Origin of the sequence: Nocardia sp. NPDC059177 (genome assembly GCF_042755165.1) — a bacterium.
Classification (GTDB): domain Bacteria; phylum Actinomycetota; class Actinomycetes; order Mycobacteriales; family Mycobacteriaceae; genus Nocardia.
This window is the reverse complement of sequence record NZ_JBHZBX010000013.1, coordinates 118639-129926: the sequence shown is the minus strand read 5'-3', so window position 1 is coordinate 129926 and position 11288 is coordinate 118639. Positions and strand designations below refer to the sequence as shown.

Annotated in this window: 13 protein-coding genes; 10 read left to right on the top strand and 3 right to left on the bottom strand. The window is 71.3% G+C overall.

Translation table 11 applies throughout. From position 1 onward, the window contains the following. The first annotated feature begins 36 nt into the window (after positions 1-36). Positions 37-1368 carry a M16 family metallopeptidase gene (locus ACFXK0_RS18205; protein WP_379411608.1) on the top strand — a complete coding sequence of 444 codons (1332 nt, stop codon included), beginning with the start codon at positions 37-39 and terminating at the stop codon, positions 1366-1368. 22 nt (positions 1369-1390) lie between these two features. Here ACFXK0_RS18205 and ACFXK0_RS18200 read toward each other — a convergent pair whose 3' ends face one another. Beyond that, the gene (locus ACFXK0_RS18200; protein WP_379411564.1) at positions 1391-1720 is read right to left on the bottom strand and encodes an ArsR/SmtB family transcription factor; all 330 of its coding nucleotides are present in this window, start codon (positions 1718-1720) and stop codon (positions 1391-1393) included. 91 nt (positions 1721-1811) lie between these two features. Between ACFXK0_RS18200 and ACFXK0_RS18195 the strand changes: the two genes are divergently transcribed. Further along, on the top strand, positions 1812-3011 hold the full coding sequence (locus tag ACFXK0_RS18195) for an MFS transporter (RefSeq protein WP_379411562.1): 1200 nt from the start codon (positions 1812-1814) through the stop codon (positions 3009-3011). A gap of 46 nt (positions 3012-3057) precedes the next feature. Here ACFXK0_RS18195 and ACFXK0_RS18190 read toward each other — a convergent pair whose 3' ends face one another. Beyond that, entirely contained in the window at positions 3058-3453 is a 396-nt protein-coding gene (locus ACFXK0_RS18190) for a VOC family protein (RefSeq protein ID WP_379411607.1), read from the bottom strand. A gap of 135 nt (positions 3454-3588) precedes the next feature. On the opposite strand from ACFXK0_RS18190, the gene ACFXK0_RS18185 reads away from it, so the two are divergent. The 8 genes from ACFXK0_RS18185 to ACFXK0_RS18150 all read left to right on the top strand — a co-directional run bounded on the left by ACFXK0_RS18185 (position 3589) and on the right by ACFXK0_RS18150 (position 10740). Next, positions 3589-4698 (top strand): alcohol dehydrogenase catalytic domain-containing protein, encoded by a 1110-nt coding sequence (locus ACFXK0_RS18185; RefSeq protein WP_379411561.1) that lies wholly within the window; start codon positions 3589-3591, stop codon positions 4696-4698. A 74-nt stretch (positions 4699-4772) separates the two neighbouring features. After that, complete coding sequence (gene dapB / locus ACFXK0_RS18180) at positions 4773-5519, top strand: 4-hydroxy-tetrahydrodipicolinate reductase (RefSeq protein WP_379411560.1); 747 nt, start codon at positions 4773-4775, stop codon at positions 5517-5519. Continuing rightward, a complete protein-coding gene (locus tag ACFXK0_RS18175; protein ID WP_379411558.1) occupies positions 5516-6013 on the top strand; it encodes a hypothetical protein in 498 nt (165 codons plus the stop codon). The genes dapB and ACFXK0_RS18175 overlap by 4 nt, the downstream gene beginning before the upstream one ends. Before the next feature lie 6 nt (positions 6014-6019). Beyond that, positions 6020-6472, top strand: coding sequence for a flavodoxin family protein (locus ACFXK0_RS18170; RefSeq protein ID WP_379411557.1), 453 nt, complete (start codon positions 6020-6022; stop codon positions 6470-6472). A 123-nt stretch (positions 6473-6595) separates the two neighbouring features. Next, positions 6596-7270 (top strand): response regulator, encoded by a 675-nt coding sequence (locus ACFXK0_RS18165; RefSeq protein ID WP_379411555.1) that lies wholly within the window; start codon positions 6596-6598, stop codon positions 7268-7270. After that, a complete protein-coding gene (locus ACFXK0_RS18160; protein ID WP_379411554.1) occupies positions 7267-8490 on the top strand; it encodes a sensor histidine kinase in 1224 nt (407 codons plus the stop codon). The genes ACFXK0_RS18165 and ACFXK0_RS18160 overlap by 4 nt, the downstream gene beginning before the upstream one ends. Further along, on the top strand, positions 8477-9502 hold the full coding sequence (locus tag ACFXK0_RS18155) for a hypothetical protein (protein ID WP_379411553.1): 1026 nt from the start codon (positions 8477-8479) through the stop codon (positions 9500-9502). The genes ACFXK0_RS18160 and ACFXK0_RS18155 overlap by 14 nt, the downstream gene beginning before the upstream one ends. A gap of 38 nt (positions 9503-9540) precedes the next feature. Next, complete coding sequence (locus tag ACFXK0_RS18150) at positions 9541-10740, top strand: winged helix-turn-helix domain-containing protein (RefSeq protein WP_379411551.1); 1200 nt, start codon at positions 9541-9543, stop codon at positions 10738-10740. Positions 10741-10747: 7 nt separating this feature from the next. Here ACFXK0_RS18150 and ACFXK0_RS18145 read toward each other — a convergent pair whose 3' ends face one another. Then, the gene (locus ACFXK0_RS18145; RefSeq protein ID WP_379411550.1) at positions 10748-11194 is read right to left on the bottom strand and encodes a hypothetical protein; all 447 of its coding nucleotides are present in this window, start codon (positions 11192-11194) and stop codon (positions 10748-10750) included. Between the last annotated feature and the right edge of the window lie 94 nt (positions 11195-11288).

Genomic DNA, 11288 nt, shown 5'->3' with positions numbered 1-11288 from the left:
ACAGCCCTGCGGTGGGATCGGGTGACAGAGCCACAGTTGAGCGAGCCGACCACCACCTCCGCCGCCGACGTCTCCACCGACGGTGGCGTCCGCCGGACCGTGCTGCCCGGCGGGCTGCGCGTGGTCACCGAACACGTCCCCGGCGTGCGCTCGGCCTCGGTCGGGGTCTGGGTCGGCGTCGGCTCCCGCGACGAGGGCCCCACCGTGGCCGGCGCGGCGCACTTCCTCGAACACCTGCTGTTCAAGGCGACACCCAGCCGGTCCGCGCTCGACATCGCGCAGGCCATGGACGCGGTCGGCGGCGAACTCAACGCCTTCACCGCCAAGGAACAGACCTGCTACTACGCCCACGTCATCGACGAGGACCTGCCGCTGGCGGTCGAACTCGTCTCCGACGTGGTGCTCAACGGGCTGTGCCGGGCCGTCGACGTCGACGTCGAGCGACAGGTGGTGCTCGAGGAGATCGCCATGCGCGACGACGACCCCGAAGACCTGGTCGCCGACTCCTTCCTCACCGCCATGTTCGGCGACCACCCGATCGGGCGCCCGGTGATCGGCACCGTCGAATCCATCGAGGGCATGCAGGCCGGGCAGCTGCGCGGGTTCCATCAGCGCCGCTACCGTCCCGAGCGGATGGTCGTCGCGGTGGCGGGCAATGTGGACCACGACCGGGTCGTGGAACTCGTGCATCGTGCCTTCGAAGCGCACCTGGACAGCGCCGCCGAACCGGCGCCGCGCCGGGAGGGCAAGTTCCGGGCTCAGGCCGCGCCCGGACTGGTCCGGATCAACCGGGACAGCGAACAGGCGCACCTGGTCTTCGGCGTGCGCGCCTTCGGCAGGCACGAAGGCCAGCAGCGCTGGCCGCTGTCGGTCCTCAACACCATCGTCGGCGGCGGGCTGAGTTCGCGGCTGTTCCAGCGCATCCGGGAGGAACGCGGGCTCGCGTACTCGGTGTACTCGAGCGTGGACACCTTCGCCGACACCGGCGCGTTCTCGGTCGCGCTGGGCTGCCAGCCGGAGAACCTCGCCCAGGTGGCGGTGCTGGCCCGCGACGTGCTCGACGAGGTCGCGACCAACGGTGTCACCGACGCCGAATGTGCCAGAGCCAAGGGCTCTTTGCGTGGCGGACTGGTGCTCGGGCTCGAGGATTCGGCCTCGCGGATGAACCGCATCGGACGCAGCGAACTCAGCTACGGCAACCATCGCAGCGTCTCGGCCACGCTGGCGCGCATCGACGCCGTCACCACCGACGAGGTCAGCGAGATCGCCCGCACCCTGCTCGCGCGCCCCTACGGCGCCTGCGTGGCCGGGCCCTACCAGCGCACCCGCGATGTGCCCGCCTCGGTGCGAAAACTGGTGGAGCGCTGAGCGGTTCGCACCTGCCGGTCGCTCAGTGCTGTGCGCGGTCGGCCGCCTCGACGATCGCGGGCAGCAGGCCGGGGATCGCGTCTTCGACCTCGTCGGCGCGCAGCCGCTGATAGGTCTGGCCGTCGATGGTCAGCCGCTCGATCAGGCCCGCCTCGCGCAGGATCTTGAAGTGGTGGGTGGCGGTGGACTTGTTGATCGCTTCGTAGAGGGCCGCGCAGCGCATCGGCTCGCCCGCGTTGCTCAGGCGCCGGACCATCTCCAGCCGGACCGGATCGTGCAACGCGCCGAGCACGGCAGGCAGTCCGGCGACCGGTATGGTCGGCGCCGGCGGAAGATCTTTAGCCTGTGTCATGATCTACCTCACTCGGGGGTTTGATAGTCATCATACTCGGCGTAGGGTCGAGCCGTTCGATGGTGATCAAACTCTGCTGATGGGGGCCGCTATGGCTGCGACAACGATGGCGCCGGTCCACACCGGACAGCGCTGGGCGTACGGGCTCGTCCTCGCGGCGACCGCGGTGGCGCTCGGAGTGTCCGGTGCGCCCGCGCCGCTCTACGGCATCTACGAGACGCAGTGGCACCTCACCCCGCTCGCCACCACGATGGTCTTCGCCGTCTACGCCATCGCCGCCCTCGGCGCGGTCCTGGTCTCCGGGCGGATCTCCGATGTGGTCGGCCGCAAGCCGGTGATGGTCGGTGCCTTCGCCACCATGATCCTGGGCCTGGTCGCCTTCCTGCTCGCCGATTCCATGCCCATGCTGCTGCTCGCCAGGGCGCTGCACGGCGCGGCGGTCGGCGCCACGGTGGTCGCGGGCGCGGCGGCCCTGCTGGACCTGCGACCCGACCGTGGCGCGCGTTCCGGGCAGCTCAGCGGCGTGGCCTTCAATGTCGGCATCGCCGTCGCGGTGCTCGGCACCGCCGTGCTCGCGCAGTACGCGCCCTCGCCGTTGCGCACGCCGTACGTGGTGATCGCGGTGGTGTGCCTGGCCGCCGGTGGGGGCATGCTGGCCCTGCGCGAGCCGCACACCGCCCGCGTGCGGGCCCGCATCACCATCGCCAAGCCCGCGGTGCCGCGCGAGATCCGGTCCGATTTCTGGTTCTCCGCCATCGGCGTGATGGCCGCCTGGTCGGTGCTCGGTGTGCTGCTGTCGCTGTATCCGTCGCTGGCCGCGGCCAAGACCGGCGTGCACAACCTGGTCTTCGGCGGGGTGGTCGTCGCGAGTACCGCGCTCGCCGCCGCGCTGGTCCAGCTCTTCGCCACCCGCATCCCGGCCCGCCGCGCCGCCATCATCGGCGACCTCGGCATGGCGGCCGCGCTGCTGGCGACCATTCCGGCGCTGGCCACCGCGCAACCGGCCGCGGTGCTGATCGCGGGTCTGGCGCTGGGCGCCACCTTCGGCCTCGGTTTCGGTGGTTCGCTGCGGCATCTGTCGGAGGTCGTGCCGTCGCATCGCCGGGGCGAGACCATGTCGGCCTACTACCTGCTGGCCTACTCCGCGATGGCCCTGCCCACCCTGGCTGCCGGCTGGGCCGCCACCACCTGGGGTATCGCCACTATCTTCCCGTGGTTCATCGCGATCGTCGCGGTGGCCTGTGTGCTGGCCGCGCTGATCGGTCTGCGCGGCAATCGCGCTGCGGCGTAACCGGATCCGGCCGGTCCGCGAGGTGCGGACCGGCCGGATGGGGTGACTACTGCGGCCAGCCGCCGTACGGAACGGTGATCAGTTCCAGGAAGTGACCGTTGGGGTCGAGGAAGTACACGCCCCGGCCGCCGTCGTTGTGATTGATCTCGTTGACCCCGTGCTGCTGCGGATCGGCCCAGTGCTCCAGCTGGTAGCGCTGGATCTTGGCGTAGGCGGCGTCGAACTCGGCCTCGGAGACGAGGAACGCGTAATGCTGCGGCTGGATTTCGGATACGTGCGGCGGCACCTTCGCGAAATCGAAGGCGGCGCCGTGCGCGAGCGGGAGCGGGATGAACGGACCCCACTCTTTTCCTACGTCCAACCCGAGGATGTCCGCCCAGAATTCGGCGGTTTCCCTATTATCGCGACATCCGACAATGGTGTGATTGAACTGTACTGACAGGGGATTTCTCCTTGGTTCGTGATGGCGCCGACCCTGGGCACGGTACGAGGCGGCCGACAGGAGCACCATCACCGCGACCGAGATTAGCCGCCGATCCCGGACCGTGCAACGGCCGTTTCGCGGTAGGTTCGCGCCATGAGGATTCGTGGAGCCGTCCTGGAACGCATCGCCGATCCGGCGCCGTTCGCCGATTCGCGGCCGATCACCGTCTGCGAGCTGGAACTGGCCGAACCCGGTCCCGGTGAGCTGCTGGTACGGATCGAGGCGGCGGGACTGTGCCATTCGGATCTGTCGGTGGTCGACGGGAACCGGGTGCGGCCGGTGCCGATGCTGCTCGGTCACGAGGCGGCCGGCATCGTCGAATCCGTCGGCGCGGGCGTCGACGACGTGACTGTCGGGCAGCGCGTCGTCATGACCTTCCTGCCGCGCTGCGGCGACTGCGCCGGCTGTGCTAGCAACGGCCGCACCCCGTGCGGGCCGGGCAGCGTCGCCAACAACGCGGGGGAACTGCTCGGCGGTGGCCGCCGGTTGCGCCGCGACGGCGCGGACGTCCACCACCACCTGGGGGTTTCCGGATTCGCGACCCATGCCGTGGTCGACCGGCGCTCGGTGGTCCCGGTCGACGCCGACGTGCCGCCCGAGGTCGCCGCGGTCCTCGGCTGCGCGGTGCTGACCGGCGGCGGTGCCCTGCTCAATGCCGCGAAACCCGGTGCGGGCGACCGGATCATGGTGGTCGGGCTCGGCGGTGTCGGGATGGCGGCGGTGCTCGTCGCGGTCTCGCTCGGCCTCGGTGGCGAGGTGATCGCCGTCGATACGGTGCCCGAAAAGCTCGCGCTGGCGCGGGAATTCGGCGCGACCGCAGCCTTCACGCCCGCCGAGATCGCGGCCAAGGGGGAGACCGCGGAGGTGGTGGTGGAGGCGGCGGGCAATGTCCGCGCCTTCGAAACCGCGGTCGCCGCAACAGCTCCCGGTGGCGTCACCGTGACAGTCGGGCTGCCCGCCCCGGATGCCACCGCGACGATCTCGCCGCTGAGCCTGGTCGCGCAGGGCCGCACCATCATCGGCAGCTACCTCGGCTCCGCCGTCCCGGCCCGCGACATCCCCGAGTACGTCCGGCGCTGGCGCGCGGGCACCCTGCCGCTGGAACGGCTCGTCTCCGCGCGCATCGGCCTCGACCAGGTGAACGCGGCCATGGACGACCTCGCCGCAGGCGCCGCGCTGCGCCAGGTGATCGTGTTCGACTGACCTCGGCGCCCGCGCGCCCGCCGCTGCTCGATAGGCTGACAGCCAAGCGGACGCGAGACGACGAGGAGAAACCGGTGACCATTCGGGTCGGAGTGCTCGGTGCACACGGCAAGGTCGGGCAGGCGATCTGCGCCGCCGTGGAAGCGGCGGACGATCTGGAGCTGGTCGCGCGGGTCGACAAGGACGACGCGCTCACCGCCTTCACCGAGTCGGGTACCCAGGTCGTGGTCGACTTCACCCACCCCGATGTGGTGATGGGCAATCTGAAGTTCCTGGTCGAGAACGGTATCCACGCGGTCGTCGGCACCACCGGCTTCGACCAGGCCCGCCTGGCCGAGGTGCGGTCGTGGCTCGACCAGCGGCCCGAGGTCGGCGTGCTGATCGCGCCGAACTTCGCCATCGGCGCCGTGCTGTCGATGCGCTTCGCCGAGCAGGCGGCGCGCTTCTTCGATTCGGTCGAGGTCATCGAGCTGCACCACCCGAACAAGGCCGACGCGCCGTCGGGCACCGCCTACCGCACCGCCGCGCTGATCGCCGCGGCGCGCGCGGAGGCCGGGGTCGGCGCGAGCCCGGACGCCACCACCACCGAACTCGAGGGTGCCCGCGGCGCCGACGTCGACGGGGTGCGGGTGCACTCGGTGCGGCTGGCCGGGCTGGTCGCGCACCAGGAGGTGCTCTTCGGCACCCAGGGCGAGACGCTGACCATCCGCCACGACTCCATCGACCGCAACTCCTTCGCGCCCGGCGTGCTGCTCGGGGTCCGCGAGATCGCCGGCCGCCCCGGACTGACCGTCGGGCTCGACCCGTTCCTGGATCTGTGAGCGCCGAATCCGCCGGTACGGGGCCCGACCGGCAGGTCGTGAAGATCCTCGCGGTGGTGGCCTTCCTGGTCGTGGCGCTGATCTTCTACTTCGTGCGGCTCGGCGGGCTGGCCATCACCTATCTCGGCGAGGGCTTCGCCGGAATCGTGTTGGGGATCGGCATGCTGCTGCTGCCCGTCGTCGGTGCGTGGATTCTGTGGGCCACCCTGCAGGCGGCCTTCGCGCATCAGCGTCTGGCCCGGCGCATCGACGAAGAAGGGCTCGAGGTCGACACCTCGCAGCTGCCCCGGCGCCCCTCCGGGCGGATCGAACGCGACGCGGCCGACGCGCTGTTCGCCCAGATCAAGACCGAATGCGAAGCCGACCCGGACAACTGGCGCTCCTATTACCGGCTGGCCCGCGCCTACGACTACGCCGGTGACCGCGGCCGCGCCCGCGCGACCATGCGCCACGCGGTCGCCCTGGAAAAGCTGGAACGCGACAGCGGAGAATAGCGAGCCATGGCCCGGTTGCTGATCATCCACCACACCCCGTCGCCGCACACCCAGGCGATGTTCGAAGCGGTCCTCGCCGGTGCGAGCGACCCGGAGATCGAGGGCGTCGAGGTGATCCGCCGGGCCGCACTCGCCGTCACCGCCGTCGACGTCCTCGATGCCGACGGCTACCTGCTCGGCACCCCCGCCAACCTCGGCTATATGAGCGGCGCCCTCAAACACGCCTTCGACACCATCTACTACCCCTGCCTGGACTCCACGCGCGGCCGGCCCTACGCGCTGTATCTGCACGGCAACGAGGGGACCGAAGGCGCTGAGGGGGCCGTCGACCGGATCACCACCGGGCTCGGCTGGCAGCGCGCCGCCGCGCCCGTCGTGGTCTCGGGCCCACCCATCAAGGCCGACCTGGAACGCTGCTGGGAACTCGGCGCCACCCTCGCCGCGAGCCTGATGGACTGACCCCACCGCCGGGGCGGCCCCGAATTCTGGTGGGCTGACAGGGAGGTGGTGGATGCGGTATTACTCGACACCGACGTGTCGCGCCGCTGTCCGCGGTGGGTGTTCGAGGATGGGGAGTGGTCGGTGAGCGAGAATGCGCAGTCCGGGGCAGTGCGGCGGATCGGGCTGGTGGAGGACCACGAATCGGTGGCCATCGGGCTCGCGGCCATGCTCGGGCCCGAACCCGACCTGGAACTGGTGGCGACCGCGCAGACGGTGACCGGACTGCTCGCCGTCGACGGCGACCTGGACCTGGTGGTGCTGGATCTGCGGCTGCCCGACGGCTCCACGCCCGAGGACAATGTGACCGCGCTGCGCGAACGCGGCATCGAGGTGCTGGTGTTCACCGGCGCCGACAACGCCTTCCTGGTCCGCTCGGCCGCCAAGGCGGGTGTGCTCGGGGTGCTGCGCAAATCCGAGAGCGTCGCGACCGTGGTCGAAGCGGTGCGCCGGGCGGCCTCGGGGGAGCAGGTCGTCACCACCGACTGGGCCGCCGCGATCGACGGCGACCCGCAGCTGTCCGATGTGGGGCTCAGTCCCCGCCAGGAAGAAGTGCTGATGCTCTACGCCTCGGGGGAGAAGGCGTCGCGGGTGGCCCGGCTGACCGGGCTGTCCGAACAGACCGTCAACGACTACCTCGGCCGGATCCGGCAGAAGTACGCCGACGCGGGCCGTCCCGCGCCGACCAAGACCGACCTGTACAAACGCGCCGTCGAAGACGGCTGGCTACCGGTGCCGGAACGGCAGCAGCGCACGTGACCACCGCGGTCCAGCCGGTGCCCGCGCCGGTCGCCGAGCTCGAGCTCGAGCGGGCCGCGACCGAGCAGATCCGGCGCAGGCTCGGCCTGGTGGTCGGCATCGGCGCGACGCTGGTGATGGTGCTCGAACTGCCCGCGGTGCTGGTGCAGCCGGTCAACCAGTCGATCTGGCCGGAAGTGCATCTGGTGGCCGCGTACGCGCTGTTCCCGCCGTTGGCGATCGTGTCCGCCCGCGGCGCTGCCACCGCGCTCGAGCGCGTCGCCGGGGCCGCCGCGGTGTGCTACTTCGCGGCCACCGTGGCGACGCCGTTCGTGTACTCGGTGATCCACATCGGGTCGTTCGCCTCCTGGCCCTACCGCGGGCTCGTGCTGGGTGTGATGGCCGCCGGCCTGGCCTGGCCGGTGCGGGTCGCCGCCGGTTTCGCCGGGCTGCTCGCCGTCGCGACCAGTGTGTCGAACGTGTTCGTGGTGCCGGGGAGTTCGCTGTGGGCGCTGATGGGTGACATCACCCGGGCACTCGGGGTGGCGGCGCTGTTCCTGTGGTGCGTGGTCTACGCGCGCGCGGCCGCCGAACGCGTCGACCAGGAAGCCGTCCGCCAGCGCACCAGGGCCGCGACGGTCGCCGCGACCGCGGCCCGCGAACGCGAGAGCGCCCGCTTCGCCGCGCTCATCCACGACGCCGTGCTGTCGACCCTGCTGGAAGCCTCCCGGACCGAGCAGTCCTCGCCGGTGCTGCGCAGCCAGGCCGCCAAGACCCTCGAACAGCTCGAGCAGGCCCGTGGCGCACCCGAGGCCGCGCACCTCGACGCCGACGCCGCGGTCGTGTTCCTGCGCGATGCCGTCCGCGATGCCGACCCCGACATCCCCATCCAGGTGACCACCCGGCGCGCCGCCGTGCTGCGCCTGCCGATGGAGGCCGCCCAGGTACTCGGCGCCGCCCTCACCGAAGCGGTGCGCAACAGCCTGCGCCACGCCGATATCCCGGGCAGGCGGGTGCGCCGTGGTGTGTCGATCACCGTCGCGACCGGCGGCATCCGGGTGGTGCTGTCCGACGACGGCGCCGGATTCGACCCCGCCCGGGTCCCCGCCGACCGGATGGGGATCGCGGGCAGCATCCTGGGCCGTATGCACACCCTCGGCGGCGGAACGGCTTTCGTGGAATCGGCGCCCGGCGCGGGCACTGTGGTGACACTGGTGTGGGGGCACGATGATCGACCGTGACCTGCCGTTCGGCATGCGTGACCTGTTCGGCCTCAGCGACGGCACCGCGTGGCTGTTCGTGGTCATCTTCGAAGCCACCATCGTCATGTACCTGCGGGTGAACTTCGATATCGCGCCGCCGATCCCGGCCGCGATCGCCCTGCTGCTGATGGCCGTCGCCGCCCTGGTCGTGCTGGTGTTCCCGGTCGACCCGCTGCCCTGGCCCGCCACCGCCTACGTGGCCTGCGCCGGGCCGGTCGCGATGGCGGTGACCGTGCCGTGGATCGAGAACCCGACCGGTTTCTCGCACCAGCTGTGGACGGCCTACCCGACCTCGTATCTGCTGGCCATGCTGGTGCTGCGCGGGCGGATCGGCTCGGCCTGGCTGGGTGTGGCGGCGGCTGCCACCGTGCTGGTGACCTTCGGTGTGTTCACCACCTGGCATCCGGAGACGGTGGTGCGCGCGCTCACCCCCGTCGCCACGGTCGCCACGGTGACGGTGTTCATGGCCATCGTGCGTCCCTCCCAGCGCTCACTGCGCGAATTGCGCGGCCAGGCCAACCGTCGCGCCGCCACCGAGGCGGCACTGGCCGCGGCCACCGCCGAACGTGACCGGCAGCTGACCCGCCTCGACCAGGCGGCGCGGCCGATGCTCGCGCGCATCGCCGAGGGCGCCCAGCTCACCGCCGCCGAACGCGAACAGTGCCGGCTGCTGGAAGCCGACCTGCGCGACGGCCTGCGTGCCCCCGAGCTGGTGACCGAACGGCTCAGCGCCGCCGCCCGCGGCGCCCGTGGCCGCGGTGTGGAGGTGACCTTGCTCGACGACGGTGGGTTCCGCGGTGTCCCGGAATGGGTGCGCGGCAATGTGATCGACGCGGCCGTCGACGAACTCGCCGCCGCCGCCGCGGGCACTGTCACGGTGCGGGTGCTGCCGGTCGGGCGGCGCTGGGTGGCCACCGTGCTGGCCGCCGCGCCGGACGGGGACCGGCGCATCGAGATCGACACCGCGGGCGAGGTCCGGGTCTCCACCTGAGCCGGAAAGTTGTCGTACCCCTCTGCCAGGCTGAGGGGATGCAGCGGATGAATGCGGCCACGGCCCGGCGGACGGCGCTGGCCGCACAGGGTTTCGGTAAGCGGCGACCAGCGAATCCGAACCGGCGCGCTGTGCTCGATGTGGTGGCCAGAACCCGCCTGCTGCAACTGGATTCGGTGTCGGCGGTGGTGCGCGCGCACTACGCGCCGGTGTTCAGCCGGCTCGGCCCCTACGACCGCACCCTGCTCGAACGCGCGGCGTGGAGCGACAGCCCGCGCGCCCGGCGCGGGCTGGTCGAATACTGGGCGCACGAGGCCGCGCTGATCCCGGTGGCCGACTGGCCGCTGCTGCGCTGGCGGATGGCCGAATACCGGCACGGGCGCTGGTCGGGCATGCGCAAGGCCGCCGAACGCAATCCGACCCTCGGCAAAGACATCCTCGATGTCGTCACCGAGGTCGGCGCGGCCGGTGCCGGGGAGATCGAAAAGCATCTGGAGCTGGACAGACCACGGCCCAAGGGCACCTGGTGGAACCTCAGCGACACCAAACTCGTCTGCGAGCAGCTCTTCGCCGCCGGAGAACTGTCCATCGCCACCCGCGCCGGCTTCACCCGCCAGTACGACCTCACCGAACGGGTCGTGCCCGCCGACATCCTGGCCCGCGAGGTCGGCGAGGACGACGCCGTGCGCGAGCTGGTCCGCCGGGCGAGCCGGGCGCTGGGCATCGCCACCGAGGCCGATCTGCGCGACTACTACCGCCTGCACAAGCGCCGCAGCGCCCCGGCGGTCGCCGATCTCGTCGACGCGGGCGAACTGATCCCGGTCGAGGTCGATGGCTGGGACGCGCCCGCCTACCTGCACCCGGAGGCGAGCACCCCGCGCCGCGTCACCGGCGCCGCGCTGCTGTGCCCGTTCGACCCGTTGATCTTCTTCCGTCCGCGCACCCAGCGGATCTTCGGCTTCCACTACCGGATCGAGATCTACACCCCGGAACCGCAACGGGTACACGGCTATTACGTCTTCCCGTTCCTGCTCGACGGTCAGCTCGTCGCACGTGTCGACCTGCGCGCCGAGCGCGGATCCGGCCGGCTGCTGGTGCCGGGCGCCTTCGCCGAGCCCGGCCACGCCACGCCCGGGACCGCCCACGCATTGCGGGCGGCGCTGCGGGAGATGGCCGACTGGCTCGAGCTCGACGAGGTGGTGATCGGCGAGCGCGGCGAGCTGGCGCCGCTGCTGTGAGCGCGGCTCACCAGCCCTTCGGGCCCTGCCCCCGCATCTGATCGCGCAACGCGCCGGTGACCGCGCCGGACAGCCACGAATTCAGCGACTGGCCGTTCTGCTGGGCCGCCTCCTCGGCGCGCGACTTGAGCTGCTCGACCAGGCGCAGGGTGACCCGGCTGATGTCCCCGGTCATCTCCTCGATGGTCGGCGGTTCCGCCGGGTCCGACGGCGTGTTCTTGCGCACGTCGGCGACCGCGTCGGTGCCGTCGAGCCGCACGTGCACGGTGCGGTCGCCGAGCTCGGTGCTGATCTCGGCGGCCAGCTCCGACAGCGCCGACAGCAGCACGAGGCGGCTCGAGCTCTCCACCGCTGCCGCCAGTGCGGCGGCGGTGGCCTGCGTTTTCTCGTCGCCGAGGGCGGCGGCGGCGATCAGTTCCTCGCGCAGCCGCGCGGTGTGCGCGTTCAGATCCATGACATCAGTGTGGCGTCATAGTTGACATCATGCAAGGGTCGAGCTGATGTCACGAAATGCTCACCGGTAGCTGCGGAGGGCGCTAGGGTGTCGG

Bases quoted from the DNA above. Each gene is read 5' to 3' on its own strand.
- ACFXK0_RS18200 (WP_379411564.1), bottom strand. From the start codon at position 1,720: ATGACACAGGCTAAAGATCTTCCGCCGGCGCCGACCATACCGGTCGCC.
- ACFXK0_RS18195 (WP_379411562.1), top strand. From the start codon at position 1,812: ATGGCTGCGACAACGATGGCGCCGGTCCACACCGGACAGCGCTGGGCG.
- ACFXK0_RS18185 (WP_379411561.1), top strand. From the start codon at position 3,589: ATGAGGATTCGTGGAGCCGTCCTGGAACGCATCGCCGATCCGGCGCCG.
- ACFXK0_RS18170 (WP_379411557.1), top strand. From the start codon at position 6,020: ATGGCCCGGTTGCTGATCATCCACCACACCCCGTCGCCGCACACCCAG.
- ACFXK0_RS18155 (WP_379411553.1), top strand. From the start codon at position 8,477: ATGATCGACCGTGACCTGCCGTTCGGCATGCGTGACCTGTTCGGCCTC.
- ACFXK0_RS18150 (WP_379411551.1), top strand. From the start codon at position 9,541: ATGCAGCGGATGAATGCGGCCACGGCCCGGCGGACGGCGCTGGCCGCA.
- ACFXK0_RS18145 (WP_379411550.1), bottom strand. From the start codon at position 11,194: ATGGATCTGAACGCGCACACCGCGCGGCTGCGCGAGGAACTGATCGCC.